The 14,778-nt window shown below is 56.4% G+C and carries 16 protein-coding genes and 1 tRNA gene; 10 read left to right on the top strand and 7 right to left on the bottom strand.

Annotated elements, in window-relative coordinates; translation table 11 throughout:
- The 4 genes from B2W96_RS07535 to B2W96_RS07520 all read left to right on the top strand — a co-directional run.
- Positions 1–772, top strand: a 772-nt coding sequence (locus B2W96_RS07535; protein WP_293009674.1) for a DUF1538 domain-containing protein, incomplete at its 5' end; no start/stop codon positions are given.
- Positions 762–1,475 (top strand): P-II family nitrogen regulator, encoded by a 714-nt coding sequence (locus B2W96_RS07530; RefSeq protein WP_293009673.1) that lies wholly within the window; start codon positions 762–764, stop codon positions 1,473–1,475. The genes B2W96_RS07535 and B2W96_RS07530, both read left to right, overlap by 11 nt.
- Positions 1,476–1,614: 139 nt before the next feature.
- Entirely contained in the window at positions 1,615–3,522 is a 1,908-nt protein-coding gene (locus B2W96_RS07525; RefSeq protein WP_293009672.1) for an LTA synthase family protein, read from the top strand.
- The gene (locus B2W96_RS07520; protein WP_293009671.1) at positions 3,522–4,052 is read left to right on the top strand and encodes a hypothetical protein; all 531 of its coding nucleotides are present in this window, start codon (positions 3,522–3,524) and stop codon (positions 4,050–4,052) included. Before B2W96_RS07525 ends, B2W96_RS07520 begins: the two co-directional genes overlap by 1 nt.
- A 114-nt stretch (positions 4,053–4,166) precedes the next feature.
- On the opposite strand, the gene uvrC is transcribed toward B2W96_RS07520, so the two are convergent.
- The 4 genes from uvrC to B2W96_RS07500 all read right to left on the bottom strand — a co-directional run bounded on the left by uvrC (position 4,167) and on the right by B2W96_RS07500 (position 7,806).
- A complete protein-coding gene (gene uvrC / locus B2W96_RS07515) occupies positions 4,167–6,026 on the bottom strand; it encodes an excinuclease ABC subunit UvrC (protein WP_293009670.1) in 1,860 nt (619 codons plus the stop codon).
- Positions 6,027–6,147: 121 nt separating this feature from the next.
- On the bottom strand, positions 6,148–6,411 hold the full coding sequence (locus B2W96_RS07510) for an HPr family phosphocarrier protein (protein ID WP_293009669.1): 264 nt from the start codon (positions 6,409–6,411) through the stop codon (positions 6,148–6,150).
- A gap of 303 nt (positions 6,412–6,714) precedes the next feature.
- Positions 6,715–7,248, bottom strand: a complete 534-nt coding sequence (gene rbr / locus B2W96_RS07505) for a rubrerythrin (RefSeq protein WP_293009668.1) — start codon at positions 7,246–7,248, stop codon at positions 6,715–6,717.
- A gap of 162 nt (positions 7,249–7,410) precedes the next feature.
- Complete coding sequence (locus B2W96_RS07500) at positions 7,411–7,806, bottom strand: Fur family transcriptional regulator (protein WP_293009667.1); 396 nt, start codon at positions 7,804–7,806, stop codon at positions 7,411–7,413.
- Between the two features lie 202 nt (positions 7,807–8,008).
- Between B2W96_RS07500 and B2W96_RS07495 the strand changes: the two genes are divergently transcribed.
- A complete protein-coding gene (locus B2W96_RS07495) occupies positions 8,009–8,446 on the top strand; it encodes a lipoprotein (RefSeq protein WP_293009666.1) in 438 nt (145 codons plus the stop codon).
- A gap of 124 nt (positions 8,447–8,570) precedes the next feature.
- Here B2W96_RS07495 and B2W96_RS07490 read toward each other — a convergent pair whose 3' ends face one another.
- Positions 8,571–9,524, bottom strand: coding sequence for a calcium/sodium antiporter (locus B2W96_RS07490; protein WP_293009665.1), 954 nt, complete (start codon positions 9,522–9,524; stop codon positions 8,571–8,573).
- 109 nt (positions 9,525–9,633) lie between these two features.
- Positions 9,634–10,764, bottom strand: a complete 1,131-nt coding sequence (locus B2W96_RS07485) for a bifunctional histidine phosphatase family protein/GNAT family N-acetyltransferase (RefSeq protein WP_293009664.1) — start codon at positions 10,762–10,764, stop codon at positions 9,634–9,636.
- Positions 10,765–10,900: 136 nt separating this feature from the next.
- Between B2W96_RS07485 and B2W96_RS07480 the strand changes: the two genes are divergently transcribed.
- The 3 genes from B2W96_RS07480 to B2W96_RS07470 all read left to right on the top strand — a co-directional run bounded on the left by B2W96_RS07480 (position 10,901) and on the right by B2W96_RS07470 (position 12,779).
- On the top strand, positions 10,901–11,080 hold the full coding sequence (locus B2W96_RS07480) for a hypothetical protein (protein WP_293009663.1): 180 nt from the start codon (positions 10,901–10,903) through the stop codon (positions 11,078–11,080).
- A 183-nt stretch (positions 11,081–11,263) separates the two neighbouring features.
- Positions 11,264–11,354 (top strand) — tRNA-Ser (locus B2W96_RS07475).
- A gap of 216 nt (positions 11,355–11,570) precedes the next feature.
- Positions 11,571–12,779: an MFS transporter gene (locus B2W96_RS07470; RefSeq protein ID WP_293009662.1), complete on the top strand. Its 1,209-nt coding sequence runs from the start codon at positions 11,571–11,573 to the stop codon at positions 12,777–12,779.
- Positions 12,780–12,838: 59 nt separating this feature from the next.
- Here B2W96_RS07470 and B2W96_RS07465 read toward each other — a convergent pair whose 3' ends face one another.
- Positions 12,839–13,012 carry a hypothetical protein gene (locus B2W96_RS07465; RefSeq protein ID WP_293009661.1) on the bottom strand — a complete coding sequence of 58 codons (174 nt, stop codon included), beginning with the start codon at positions 13,010–13,012 and terminating at the stop codon, positions 12,839–12,841.
- Between the two features lie 94 nt (positions 13,013–13,106).
- On the opposite strand from B2W96_RS07465, the gene B2W96_RS07460 reads away from it, so the two are divergent.
- A complete protein-coding gene (locus B2W96_RS07460) occupies positions 13,107–13,325 on the top strand; it encodes a helix-turn-helix domain-containing protein (RefSeq protein ID WP_293009660.1) in 219 nt (72 codons plus the stop codon).
- 125 nt (positions 13,326–13,450) lie between these two features.
- A complete protein-coding gene (gene prfB, locus B2W96_RS07455) occupies positions 13,451–14,575 on the top strand; it encodes a peptide chain release factor 2 (protein WP_293009659.1) in 1,125 nt (374 codons plus the stop codon).
- Positions 14,576–14,778 lie beyond the last annotated feature (203 nt).

Here is a 14,778-nt window from a genome sequence, read left to right as displayed (position 1 = left end):
CAAGGCCTTTGGTCCCATTCTGCTGTTTTTCCTGGCTTTTCAGGCCATTTCCCGCAGATACAACAAGCGCCAGATGGTGAAGATTCTTGTGGGTCTTCTCTATACGTTTATCGGCCTTGTCTTGTTTTTGACAGGGGCAAACGTGGGTTTTATGCCCGTGGGATACTATATCGGTTCAGAAATGGCCAAGACGTCCTTCAATTGGGCGCTGATTCCTCTGGGCATGATTATCGGCTATTTCATTGTGGCGGCGGAGCCCGCCATTCACGTGCTGAACAAGCAGGTAGAGGAGGTCACTCAGGGCTCGATTTCCCAGAGCGCCATGCAGCTAAGCCTTTCCATCGGCGTGGCCATGTCTCTGGCGTTTGGCATGATCCGCGTGCTGACGGGCATCTCGATTATGTGGTTCCTGATTCCGGGCTACGTCATTTCCATTGTCCTGTCGTTTTTTGTGCCAAAGATTTTTACCGGCATTGCCTTCGACAGCGGCGGCGTGGCCAGCGGACCCATGACGGCTACCTTTGTGCTTCCTTTTGCCATCGGAGCGGCGGAAGCCTTTGGCGGAAACATTATGACCGACGCGTTCGGTATCGTGGCAATGGTTGCCATGACCCCGCTGATTACGATTCAGGTTTTGGGATTTGTGTATCAGATGCGGATGCGCTCGTCTGCGCTGCGCGCAGAAGCCGACGCTGTGTTCTCTCAGGAGGATACGATTATAGAATACGAGCCCGGAGAATACGGAGAGGAGGGCGAGACAATTGAACAATGACTGCAACCGGATTATCAAGCTGATGGTCACCATCGTGGATCGGGGCAAGGGTGAAAAGGTCGCCGAAATCTGCCGCGGGCATCATCTGTATTACCATATCCTCTGCTTTGGCATGGGAACCGCAAATTCCGAGATGCTGGATTATCTGGGGCTTGGAAAAACAGAAAAAGACTTCGTGATTACTATGGGCCCGAGGGAACGGCTTCCCTCCACCGTCAAAGAAATCGCACAGCAAATGCAGCTTCACAAGCCGGGACGCGGAATTGTGTTTACGATTCCACTGTCTGGAATCAGCAGCCTGTTTTCTCAGATGCTGCTGCGGGAGGAGGATAACGAATTGGATCAGAACACCGGAAAGCAGGAGGGCTGCGGCGGCTCGAAATACGAGCTGGTGGTTGCCATTGTAAACCGTGGCTACACCGATAAGATCATGAGTGCCGCCCGCTCCGTGGGCGCCATGGGCGGGACCATCATCGATGGGCGCGGCGTGGGCTATGAAGAAGCGGAAAAGCTTCTGGGCGTGTCCATCAAGGCCGAAAAGAGCATTGTGTGCATTCTTTGCAGCCGCAAGGACAAACACACCATTATGCAGGCTATCAACACCGAGGCCGGCATTAAATCCGAGGCGCGGGGGATTCTTCTCTCCGTCCCTGTAGACGATATGATGGGCCTGAATGTGGATCACGAGGACCAAGCGCAGTAACTTCCAAGCGCCCCGCCTTTTGGCGGGGCGCTTTTCTCTCTTTTGAACAAGCCGGGAATGCCTTTTCTTGCTTTTTTTTTAAAAAGCTTTATAATGGAAAAGAATTTTAAATTGCGAGGAAAGGATTATCATACTATCTATGAGAAAACATACAAAGCCCCTTCCCGCCCGTGGCATGGGTCTGCCGCTGACATTTTTGCTGGCGGTACTGCTGACGGGGTTTTACACACTGCTCTGCCTGTGGATTCAGCCGAACAGCCTGCGCTCCGCCCTTTCTCTTTTTTTGACGGAGCCGCTGCTCATCGTGCTGAACGCCCTGCCCATCGGGCTTTTGATTGTGGCCTTCGCCATGCTGTTTGCAAACGTATTTTTTTCCGCGGCGCTGGTGGGGACCCTTTGCGGCATTCTCTCCATTGCCAACCGCATTAAAATTGAAGTCCGCAATGAGCCGCTGTTTCCCCGGGATCTGGGCCTTTTAAAGGAGGCAACCAGCGCCGCCGGTTCCTACGCCATCCGCTTTCCATGGCCCGCGATTGCCGCTGTGGTTATAAGCTGCGCTTTGCTGGTGGCTCTGGGCGTTTTTTTCCGAGGCAGGCCGCTGTCTCCGGGGCGACCCATCTGGACGCGTTTTCTTCTGCGTCTTTCGGGTGCGGTGGTCACTATAAGCCTTCTGGTGTACCTGATTTTTACGGTCTATGCTTCCACCTCCCTTTACAACGCTTTTCCCGCCTCCAATCCCTATTACGTTCCCTCCGTGTTTAATGATCTGGGATTCCCCTATTGCTTCACCCACCATTTCACCACCTACACCGTGGATAAGCCGGCGGGCTTCAGCCGGGCGGCTGCGGAGGAGTGGGACAGCGGCGGACAGGCTCCCGGACAGGGCGCGCCGGTAAACGTCATCATGGTGATGAACGAGGCGTTTTCCGACGTGACGGACCAACCCATGTTTACCTATACGGAAAAGGAAAACCCCCTGAAAAATCTCCACGCAATTCGGGAAAGTGCTCACGCTATCTCCGGTCATGTGGTGGTCCCCGGCTTCGCAGGCGGCACGGCCAACACCGAATTTGACGTGCTGACAGGCATGCAGACCAACGCCCTTTCTGCCACCACCACCTCCGCCTTCCGGGCAGTGAACCGCAAGCTGGACAGCCTGTACCGCGTCTTTGACGCGGACGGCTACGCCACCTCCTTCCTCCACCCCGGGGATGCGTGGTTCTATAACCGGGAAAATGTCTACGATTTTTTCGGTGCGGAGGAAATTGAGTTTGCGGAGGATATGCCGGAGATTCAGTACAAGGGCCGCTGGGTCACGGATGACTATACGGCTGGTTTGATCGAAAAAAAATTCGAAACCGCCATATCTGCCGGAAAGCCCCTGTTTAACTACACCACCACCATCCAAAACCACATGTCCTACACCGCTGACAAATACGGCCCGGGGCACGCCTTTCCGCAGGTGCAGACCACGGCCGACCTCTCTGCCGAGGCCCGGATGCTTCTTTCTGTCTATATTGAGGGCGCCCGGGACGCAGATGCCATGCTAGGCCGCCTGACGGAGTATTTTACCGCCAGTGAAGAGCCGGTGGTGCTGGTCTTCTGGGGCGACCACCTGCCCTATCTGGGAGACAACCAACTTGCCTATAAGGAGCTTGGCATGAATCTGACCCCGGAGGAGAACGGGTCGGCGGGCTTTTTGAAATCCTATGAAACGCCCTATGTCATCTGGGCCAACGACGTGGCCGCTCAGGCTTTGGATTGGGACGCAACCGTCGCCGCGCTGGACCTTCCGACGGACGGGACCATCAGCGCCTCCTTTCTGGGCACGACGGTGCTGGAGCTGACGGGGCATGCCGCAAAAACCCCCTGGTTCCGGTTTATGAGCGAGCTGCGCCGGGAATATCCCGTGATTCAGAAGGGGACCGCAGTTCTGCCCGACGGAAGCGTGACCACGCTGGATGCGCTGGATCAAAGCGGGCAGGAGTTGCTCTCTAAGTGGCGATGCTGGAGCTATTACAAGCTCAAGTACAAGGACATACGCTGATGGGGCGGCAAAGTCATGAAATCGCCCTGTGCGGTGTAGCCGCGGCCCTTGGGATCGTGCTGCTGCTTCTGGGATGCATGATTCCCGGGGCCACATACTGCGCTCCGCTTTTGGCAATGCTGGCCTTGCTGCCGGTGCTTTCCGAGCGCGGACCCCGGCCCGCTCTGAGCGTCTACGGTGTGACAGCGATACTAGCCCTGCTGCTGGCGCCGGACAAGGAATCCGCGCTGGTCTATCTTCTTTTGGGGCACTATCCGGTTTTGCGTCCCACGCTGAACCGGCTGCGGCTTCGCTTTGTGCGTTTACTCTGCAAGCTGGCGGTATTCAACTCCGCCGTGGCCGTTTTGTATTTTCTGCTGCGGGCGGTGGGGCTGGATGTGCTGAACGAAGAGCTTGCGGGCTACGCATGGCCCCTGTGGGTGGCGTTTCTTCTGGGCGCAAATCTGACGTTTTTTCTGTTGGACCGGGCTTTGGGGCAAATGACGCTGCTGTGGCAATATCGGCTGCGCAAGCTGTTTTTCAGGCATTGAGCCTTCTGCGTTTTTTATCGTGCTTAAAAAGGACCTCCAAGCGCTCTCCGGGCGCTTGGAGGTCCTTTTTGTGTGCCGCTTTATCGGAGCGGCTCCATTTTTTAATACCTCACGTCAGCCGTCCTGCTTTGCCGATTCGCCGGCGATAGCGGGAGCATCTTTTTCATGGAGATGGCGGTACGCCCCTTTCGCCGCAGCAGGCCCTACCACCGCCGCAAGCTCTTCTTCCGTGGCGGCGCGAATGGCCTTGACAGTTCCGAAATGCTTTCGCAGGGTTTCCCGCCGCTTGGGACCCACGCCGGGAATCTCGTCCAGCGCAGAGCGCAGTGCATTTTTCCGGTGGCTCTCCCGGTTATAGGTGATGGCAAAGCGGTGCGTCTCCTCCTGAATCTGCCCGATCAGGGCAAACACCGCCTGATTCGCCTGAATGCCGATTTCCAACCCCTCCGGGGTCACCAGCGCCCGGGTGCGGTGGCGGTCGTCCTTCACCATGCCGAAAATGGGGATGTCCAGACCAAAGGTCCGGGTCACCTCCAGCGCCGTTTTGGCGTGGACCTCGCCGCCGTCAATTAAAAACACATCCGGCAGGGGCAAAAACTTTTCGTCACCGTCCGCAGCCCGCTGAAGTCTGCGGCGCAGCACCTCCCGCATGGAAGCATAATCGTCCGGGTGTCCGGACACATCCTTGATCTGAAACCGGCGGTAAGCGCTTTTCAGGGGCCTGTCCCCACCGTAAACCACCATGGAGGCGACAATTTCGCTGGAGCCGGTGTTGGAGATATCATAGGATTCCATCCGCTCCGGCGGGCGGGGCAGGCCCGTCATTTTCGTCAAAAGGGCCAGCACCTGACTGCTGCGCTCCTCTCGCGTGGTGGCTCGCTTCGCCTCCTCGGCGGCGTTCTGCCGGGCCATTTCCAAAAGACCCGCCTTCTCCCCTCGCTGAGGAACATGAACCCAGACCTTGCGGCCCGCCCGGCGGGACAGCGCTTCAGACAGCTCCTCGCAGTTTCCCGCGTCCGCAGGGAGCAGAATTTCGTGGGGCAGCAGCGACCGGGGCAGGTAATACTGGGCGGCAAGGGCGGCGAGCATTTCCCCCTCGTCCTCGTCCACTGGGGCGATAAACAGCTCTGTCTCCCGGCCCGCAAGGTTTCCGTCCTCCATGTGGAGGATGGCATAGCAGCACTTGGCCCCCTTGTAGATGCCCCATATATCCGTGTCGGCGCAAAGACCCGCGATAACCGTCTGCTTTTTCGCCAGCGCGCCGATGGCGTTAATCCGATCCCGGAGGACTGCGGCCCGCTCAAAGCGAAGGTCTTCCGCTTCCGCTTCCATCTCCTCCGTCATCTCCCGCAAAAGCTGTTTGGATTTCCCCTCCAGCAGCGCCGCCGCCTGGGCCATGCGGCTTTGATAATCCTTTTCCGACAGACCGGGACGGCACCATCCGTCGCACCGGCCCATGTGATAGTTCAAACACGGCCTCCCCACGCCGATGTCCTGCGGAAATTTCCGGCGGCAGGTGGGCAGCTTCAGCGCGGCGCACACCGCGTCCAGCGCCTGCCGCGTTTCAAATCTGCCCCCGAAGGGGCCGAAATACCGCGCCGCGTCGGCGGCTACGCGGTGGACCATGGAAAACCGGGGATACGTCTCCTTGGACAGCCGCACAAAGGGATAGCCCTTGTCGTCCTTCAGCAAAATGTTGTACTGCGGCATGTGCCGCTTGATGAGGGAGTTTTCCAGCACCAGCGCTTCCCACTCGCTGGAAACAAAGATGGTGTCAAACCGGTCCACCTCGGACACCATTTTGCGGGTCTTCACCGTATGGGACGCGCTGTCCTGAAAATACTGGCTAACGCGGTTTTTCAGCTTTTTCGCCTTACCCACGTAGATCACCTTACCGGTTTTGTCCATCATCAGATAGACGCCGGGCTTCAGGGGCAGATTCCCGGCCTTTTCTCTCAGCTCGTCTTTTGTCACGTACTCCCTCCTCTCGTTTCCACATAAAAAAGAAAACCCCGCGTTACCGCGGGGTGAAAGAGGCGCGGCCGCCTCTTTTTCTCTTTTCTCTCCGGGGAGATTTTAAGCGCGGGTGAAAGAGTTATTCGCCAAAGTTGTTTTCGATCAGCTCCGCCAATGCGGCGACGGCTTCCTTCTCGTCGCTTCCGTCGGCAATCAGCGTGATTTTGGTCCCCATAACAATGCCCAGGGACAGCACACCCAGAAGGCTCTTCGCGTTTACCCGGCGGTCTTCCTTCTCCACCCAGATTCCACTTTTGAACTCATTTGCCTTTTGGATAAAGAACGTCGCGGGCCGCGCGTGAAGACCCACCTCGTTATTGACCGTGATCTCCTGTGTATACATATGCAGCACTCCTTTTCCCTATCGCCGTATTAAAACTCCGCATACCATGTCATTATGTCCTTATATCATATCCGTTTTTTACAAAAACGTCAACAGGCTTTTATACAAACATTTCAAAAATACACAGGGAGAATTGACGTGGTTTTTGTCTGTTTCCACAAACTTATCAGGATCGTCCCCCACTTCACTTGTGCGCAATTTGCTTTTCCCAAAAAACGGCGGATTTTTATGGCTTTTTCTGTCCGTCAGACAGGGAAAGCCGGGGCCGCCGCAAAAGCGGTGGCCCCGGCGGCAAATGTAACCTTAATAATTAAGAGCCTTCACCTGAAAATAGCTCCGAGGGTGGTTGCACACAGGGCACACCTGAGGCGCGTTCTCGGCGATCTCCACATGGCCGCAGTTGCGGCAGAACCACATGACCTTCTCGCCCTTTTTAAAAACCTCGCCATTTTTCAGGTTTTCCAGCAGCTTCAGATAGCGCTCCTCATGGGTCTTCTCAATTTTCGCCACGCCTTCAAACTGGGCAGCCAGCGCCAAAAAGCCCTCTTCCTCGGCGGTGCGGGCCATTTCGGCGTACATGTTTGTCCACTCGTAGTTCTCGCCCGCGGCGGCGGCCACCAGATTTTCATCGGTGGAGCCGATGCCATCCAGTGCCTTGAACCACAGCTTGGCGTGCTCCTTCTCGTTCAGGGCCGTCTCCTCGAAAATGGCCGCGATCTGCTCGAAGCCCTCCTTGCGCGCTTTGCCCGCATAGTAGTCGTACTTATTGCGGGCCTGGCTTTCCCCCGCAAACGCAGTCCACAGATTTGCTTCCGTCTTGCTTCCCTTCAGTTCCATGATAATATTCCCCTTTCAAACATTCTATCTCAGGCGGCGGCGCACTCTGCGCCGCCGCCGTGGCTGACTTGTGACTTTTCCGTTTTCTGCAAGCATTCCGCCGGGCAAATGGGTGTCCGGGGGAATGAACACAACGATCATGCCGAAGATCTCCGGCAGCACTCAGCAATCCTCTTTTCGTGCGCTCTGCCCGCATCGGGGGCAGGTCCCGTAAAACATGAGTGCGTGGCGTATGGCCCGAAAACCTTTTTTGCACGCCGCTGCATCCAGACCGGGATCATAGGAGCCTGCGGCATCGCTTACAGCGCCGCAGGTAAGACAGGTAAAATGCGCGTGGGGCGTCGTATCCCCGTCAAACCGGACGATGGGACCGGGCAACTCCTGCAGCCGCCCCTCCTCCGCCATCCGGTGAAGATTGCGATAGACAGTGCCCAGGCTCAGCCTGGGAATTTCCGGCTTCAGCCAGGCAAACACCATCTCTGCCGTGGGATGATCCATGCTCTCCCGCACGACCGCGTAAATTTTCTCTCTTTGAAGCGAATATCGCTGCGGCTGCATGGGGCCTCCTTTCAGAACCTATCCAGTAATGATTTCTACTTATATGATAATATGCGTCTTAAAAGAATGCAAGCAGTTTTTTTAAATTGTTACTTTTTTTACCTTGTTTTGCAAAAAACTACCACGGTTGTTTCGCGATAAACTTACCATACTAACTCAGGGTATCGCAATGTAATAAAGTCCACACAAAGGAGGAAACGACTTGAAAAGGACATTTGCGTTTTTGCTCACCGCTTTGATGGCCCTGAGTTTAACGGCCTGCGGCACTGACAAAAACAACACGCCCAACAATAGCACTCCCAATCAATCCACCACTGACAACAATACAGGCTCCGGCACGGGTTCCGGCGCGGGTTCTGCCACCGGAACCGCCGTGGTAAAAAATAAAGACCAGCGGCGCATTGAAAACGGCGCCAGCGGCACGGCTGCCGGAGCCGCGGACAACGCGATGCTGGGCCTTGAAAACGACGGCGTAGGCGCGCCCGAATCCGCAATTGTAAACAACGGAACCAGAACTGGCAGCGGCGCGATTCGCAGCACCACCTATGAACAGATGCTTCGCAACGCCCGCGTAAATGACCGGGACGGCTTTCTGCTGGACGGCGAAAATGCCGTAACCCCCGGCGCAGCGTTCCGCTAACACTTCCGGCGCATTGCTCCGCGGCAAATTCTTTGCCCCCGGTGGGACAGAGGGCGCGGCAGCGCGGGAACACACAGAATTGAAAGTGCGCCGGGAAATTTTTTCTAAATTTCCCGGCGCGCCCTCACGTCATCAAAACTGCAAGATACGCGGCGTACACCCCCAGCAGCAAAAACCCCTGCCAACGATAAAACCGGCCCACAGCAAGAGGCGGCAGCATGGCAAGCGCGCACACTCCCAAGCACATGGGCAGATCCAGCGCGGTGGTCTGAGAACCGATGTCCAGCCGCCCGCCGGATACGACGGCGCACACCGGCAGCACCAACGTCAGATCAATTACGTTGGCGCCCACGATGTTTCCGATGGACATCGCCGTCTCTTTTTTTGCAATGGCGGTAAGTGTAGTTACAAGCTCCGGAAGCGACGTTCCCACCGCCACCAGCGTCACTCCGATCACTCCGGCGGGCACGCCCAGCCGAAGGGCCAACTCGCTGCCATAATCAATCAGCAGGCGGGAGCCGCCGATAATTCCTGCAAGGCCCAAGAAAAACATTCCAAGCTTTGAAAGCATTTTTTGCCGTGAGATGCGGCCCCGATGGGCCCGGCTTTTCCGCTCCGCCGCCATACCCCGTCCTGCGTCGCGGAGATTGCTCCAAAGGTACAGGGCAAAAATCAGAAACAGCAGCAGCGCGGAAAGCAGTGTCAGGCTCCCGTTTCGGCACAAAATGGTCAGCAGTGCCGCCCCGCAGATCATCAAAATCGCCTTGGGGGCAAACTGCCGGTCCACGACGGAAGGAATGCACAGCACGGAGATGCCCAAAATCAGCCCCAGATTTGCGGTGACGGAGCCTACCGCGTTGCCCATTGCCAAATCAATTTCTCCTCGCAGCACGCCGGTGACGGACACCGTCAGCTCCGGCAGCGTGGTGGCAACGGATACCACGGTGGCTCCCACAATAAAATGCGGGATGCCCGAGGTTTCCGCAATCCACACCGCCCCGTCCAAAAACCAGTCTCCGCCCTTGACGATCAGCAAAAGTCCCACTGAGAACAGCAATACAATGACAGCCAAATTCACGGCGCGCCCGTCCCTTCCCGCCCCGCGTCGGTGCGGGGTCTTGTCTATCAGGATATGCGGTTTCCGCCCGAAATACCATTCAGAATTTTTAGAAGACCACGCCGCTGTGTCAAACCGGCTCCGGCGTCCACTCCCGGGATTGGATGTCCTTTTCCAGCACCAACGGCTCCGCCGCCGGGTCCACGGGAGAAAATCCATACTGAGAGAAGAAGCGCAAAGCAGCCTCGTTTCCCCGGCGCAGAGAGAGCCGCAGCTTTTCCCGCCCCATAGCCCGGTAGCGCAAAACGGCCTGCCCCAAAAGCTGAATGCCAAGCCCTCTGGACCGGCAGCCTTCCGCCATGCAGTAAAGGGAAATCCAGCCAGCCTTCTCCTCCGCCTCCTTTTCAGGATTCAATTGCAGAATCCCGGCGGGTGCGCCTTCCATATAGGCGGCGATGGTGGGTCGCTCCGCCGCTTCCCGCAAAAGCACCTCCGGGCTGAATTCCCGTATCTCTCCCGCTACCGTCCAGCCCCTTTCCACGCAGTCCGTCAGCAGCGCGGCCTGTCCGGGTAACTCCAAGGGACGGAAATACAGCCCCGGCTCCACGCCGTTGGGGTGCTTCCACCAGTGCTGCTTTGCAAAGGTGGACAGGGCCTTTACGTGGCTGTTGTCATCCCGGTAAAGCAGGCGGAATTTCCCGTTTTCATATTCAATTTTGGAAACTGCGGTATTGTCGCCGTGGGGCGTCTTTCCAATCTCATGCAGTCCGCAGCCCTCAATCTCCCCTATGGTCAGCCGAATGGCGCAGCCATGGGAAAACACCGCCACGGTTTTGCCGGGATTCTTCTCGCCGATATCCCGGAGCGCCGCCAGCATCCGATCCCGGACGGCGGCCATGCTCTCGCCGCCCTCCACCTGCCACAGGTCTGGCCGGGAAGTAAACAGCGCCAGTTGCTCTGCCGCCTCAATGCCGATTTCGCCCCAGGTCTTTTCCTCCCATTTACCCACGCAGATTTCCCGCAGGTCCCGTCGGGTTTGAATGGGCAGGCTCTTCGTGTTGGCAATGGCCCCGGCGGTGATGCGGGTGCGAGTCAGGTCACTGGAATACACCGCGTCAATTTTCTCATCACGAAACCGCTCCGCCAAGGCGGCTATCTGCTGATAACCCCGGTCGGTGATGATGCTGTCACACTGGCCCTGCGCGATTCGATAGAGGTTTCCCTCCGCTTCGGCATGGCGGATCAGATACAAAACGGTCATGTCAAGTCCTCTCTTCTTTCAATTATTATTTCTTTTTTATTATATCGAAGCAGGTGGTATTTGGCAAATCAATTTCTGGCATAAGACGCGCTTTACGCGCCATACTAGCTTCAGACCGCAAAAGGAGTGACGAAATATGAGGAACAATGCCGGGTTTTGGTTCGGCATGGGCGCCGGAATGGCTGCGGGCGCTCTGGTTGGAATGATGATGCCCCACGGAAAGCGGACCATGAAAACTCAGGTGGGTAAATGTATTCAAAAGCTGGGCGTCGCCGTGGATCACACCGTGGATCATCTGGTTTCCACCATGCGCTGAAAAAAGGGCGGGAGTCAAGGCTCCCGCCCTTTCCCCGCATCCGGATTGGGAGAGAAGGGGTTCCCAATTTCACGGCGCTAAATGTGCAAAACTTTTTTCTTGACATTCCGACATGTTTTGGTATAATGATAAAGCTGTCCCACGGCAGTAATTGTATATCGCTCAGTTTTTCCGAGCAGCTATGGAGAAGTCGCCTAGTTGGTCGAGGGCGCATGATTGGAAATCATGTAAACCTTAACGGGTTTCGAGGGTTCGAATCCCTCCTTCTCCGCCACAAAAAACCCCCTGAAAGCCAATACTTTCAGGGGGTTTGCTGTATTCTGCGCAAACCGCTTGGATAACGCCAAACCCCGCTTGCACATGCGCATTCCCAAAACGCAGAAAAATTTTAACAGAAGGTTGTCAAATCCCAGTCAGTTAGGAACTGTACAACAAACAAGGCCCGGCCAAATTTTCTCCCCCCAACCGATAATACAGAGGAGGCTCTCGCATGACCGGCTGGAAGCGCAATGTAACGCTTTATATGGCAGGACAGTTCGTGTCCATGTTCGGCTCGATGCTGGTGCAGCACGCCATCACCTGGCAGATCACGCTGGAGACGAAATCCGGCGTAATCATGACGCTGTTCACCTGCGCGGCACTGCTGCCCATGACGCTGATTTCCCCTTTTGCCGGCGTTTGGGCCGACAGATACAACCGCAAATATCTGATTGTCATTTCCGATGGGTGCATCGCTTTGATTACGCTGGGCCTGGCGCTGGCATACCTTTCCGGCCACAGAAGCATATGGCTGATGCTCATCGTGGTGGCGGCCCGGTCCCTTGGGCAAGGAATTCAGCAGCCCGCCGTGTCCGCCATGATCCCCCAAATGGTACCCTTGGAAAGCTTGCAGCGGTTTAACGGCATCCAAAGCTCCATTCAGTCTCTGAATATGTTTGTCTCACCCATGGCTGCCGGGGCGCTGTTGTCACTGATGCCCATTGGGTATATTTTCTTCATTGATGTAATCACCGCGGCTATCGGCATTGCCATCGTGTTTCTTTTCGTCAAGGTGTCCGGCATTCCCCGCGTGGGAGAGGTTCAGCGCGGCATCAGGGCTTATGTCCACGAATTGCGGGAGGGCCTGCGGTATATCAATTCTCAGGCTTGGCTGAAGCTGATCATTGTCTACGGCGCGTTTTTTTCCTTTTTTGTGTCTCCCTCCGCGCTGCTCACGCCCCTTCAGGCGGCACGCACTTTTGGGGACGACGTATGGCGGCTCACCGCCATCGAGCTTGTGTTTTCGGCGGGCGCGATTTTGGGAGGCGTGGTGATTTCCGCATGGGGCGGCTTTAAAAACAAGGCCCACACGATGATTCTCGCCTGCGTGCTGTTCGGGCTTACCAGCGTCCTTTTGGGTGTGATCCCGAATTTCTGGATATACCTCGGCGTTATGCTGTTGTGCGGTGCGACAGTCCCTCTGTACAACTCGCCCAGCATGACACTGCTGCAAAGCAATATCGACCCGGACAAAATGGGCCGGGTGTTCAGCGTGATGATGATGTTCAGCGGGCTTGCGATGCCGCTGGGCATGGCCGTATTCGGCCCCTTGGGCGACATGGTGAAAATCGAATGGCTGCTGATGATCTCTGGCGCGGCAATTTTTATCAGCGGGCTTGCGCTGCTGGGGGCGCGGTCCTTGATTGAAGTGGGGAAATAAGCGCGGCTTTTTTCAAAAGGCTGCTGATTTTGCGCAGCCGGCAAGGCGCGGATGCGGAATTACTCCGCCTCCGCGCTTCTCGCTTTTCCCTGTGTCGGGGACTCTATCGCCCCTTCCCGTTCGTCTTGGCTGAGGTACAGCTCCTCACATTCCTGCTGCACGGCAATCAGACGATTGACAGCCTCCTCCGAAGCCCGGAACAGCTTAAAATACAGTTCCTTATAATCCGGCATAAACACACCTCCCAGCTTTATATAGTTTAGAACAAAATATTCAAAAAATCAATAGAACAAATTGTTCTTAGCTATACTGGACAAGGTGATAAACTTGGAGCGATACGAAAGAATACGAAGTCTGCGCGAGGACGCGGACCTGACGCAGGAACGCGTGGGCAAGGCCGTTAATATCCCCCAGCGTACTTATGCTTATTATGAGAGCGGACAGCGGATGGTTCCCCCACAGGTCTTGTGCGCTCTGGCAGATTTTTATGATGTAAGTGTCGATTACATTCTGGGACGGACCTCCAACAAAAAAGACACGCGATAACGCAGGGCGGCAAGAGGATGGCGGCGGCGGAATTGTGACGGTTCCGCCGCTGTTTTCCTTTACAAACGGGGAAAACTCCTATATAATGTTTTGGCTGATGAAATACGCGAAATGGAGAATCAATCATGGCTTTGATCGAATATGACGAATATAAGCAGCGGCTGAGCGCTCTTGGGCCGGAGCTTGAAAAGCTGGGCGCGGCGCTGGATATCGATTCCGCCAGACGGGAGGCCGACAGCCTGGAGGCCCAGACCGGCGAGCCGGAGTTTTGGAACGATTTGGAGCGCTCGCAGAAGGTGCAGCAGCAGCTCAAGCGCTTGCAGAGCAAGCTGGGCCGGTATGAGAAAATGGTCGGCGAGCTGGAGGACTTAAAAACCCTGTGCGAAATGGGGCAGGAGGAGGACGACGCATCCCTTCTGGATGAGCTGAAGACAGGCTTTGCCCGGCTGGAGGAGGAAATTTCCGAGCAGCGGCTCTCCACTCTCCTCTCCGGCGAGTATGACAGTTGCAGCGCCATTTTGTCCTTCCACGCCGGAGCGGGCGGCACCGAGGCGCAGGACTGGACCGGGATGCTCTATCGGATGTACACCCGCTGGGCCGAGCGCCACGACTTCAAATATCAGATTCTGGATTTTGAAGACGGCGAGGAGGCGGGTATCAAATCCGCCACCATTTCCATCGAGGGTGAAAATGCCTACGGCTTTTTGAAAAGCGAGCATGGGGTGCACCGTCTGGTGCGGGTTTCTCCCTTCGACGCAAACGCCCGCCGACAGACCTCTTTCGCCGCGCTGGAGGTCATGCCCGACCTCCCGGACGACGCGGAGGTGGAGATTCGCCCCGAGGACATCGAGATGCAGGTCTACCGCGCCTCCGGCGCCGGCGGGCAGCACATTAACAAAACCTCTTCCGCCGTGCGCCTGATTCACTTGCCCACGGGGGTGATCGTCTCCTGCCAAACGGAGCGCAGCCAGTTTCAAAACAAGGATAACTGTATGAAGATGCTGCGGGCAAAGCTTTTGGAGCTGAAGGCCCAGCAGCACGCGGAGAAGATTTCGGACATTAAGGGCGTGCAGATGAAGATTGAGTGGGGCAGCCAGATCCGCTCCTATGTCTTTATGCCCTACACCATGGCCAAGGACACCCGCACAGGTTTTGAGACAAGCAATATCAATGGCGTGATGGACGGCGACATTGACGGGTTTATCAACGCCTATCTCACTGCGTCCGCCACCGGCGAATTGAAAAAGTAAGCGCCGCCCATGTACACGCTGGATTCCCCCGACCCTTAAACTGAATGCATTTGCGCAGATTGCGGCGCGGCTGATGGCCGCGCCGTTTTTCGTAGGGCGGCGGTCTGCCGTTCCGGCGCGCTGCCATCCCTCGGCCCCGATGGGCCGCCCGCCCCTGCGGGGCGGTTTTTTCAATATGGAGAAAGAGAGTACTCAATGGAAGA

The organism is Oscillibacter sp. UBA6647 (assembly GCA_002455655.1).
Taxonomy (GTDB): domain Bacteria; phylum Bacillota; class Clostridia; order Oscillospirales; family Oscillospiraceae; genus Oscillibacter.
This window is presented reverse-complemented; position numbering and strand designations above follow the sequence as displayed.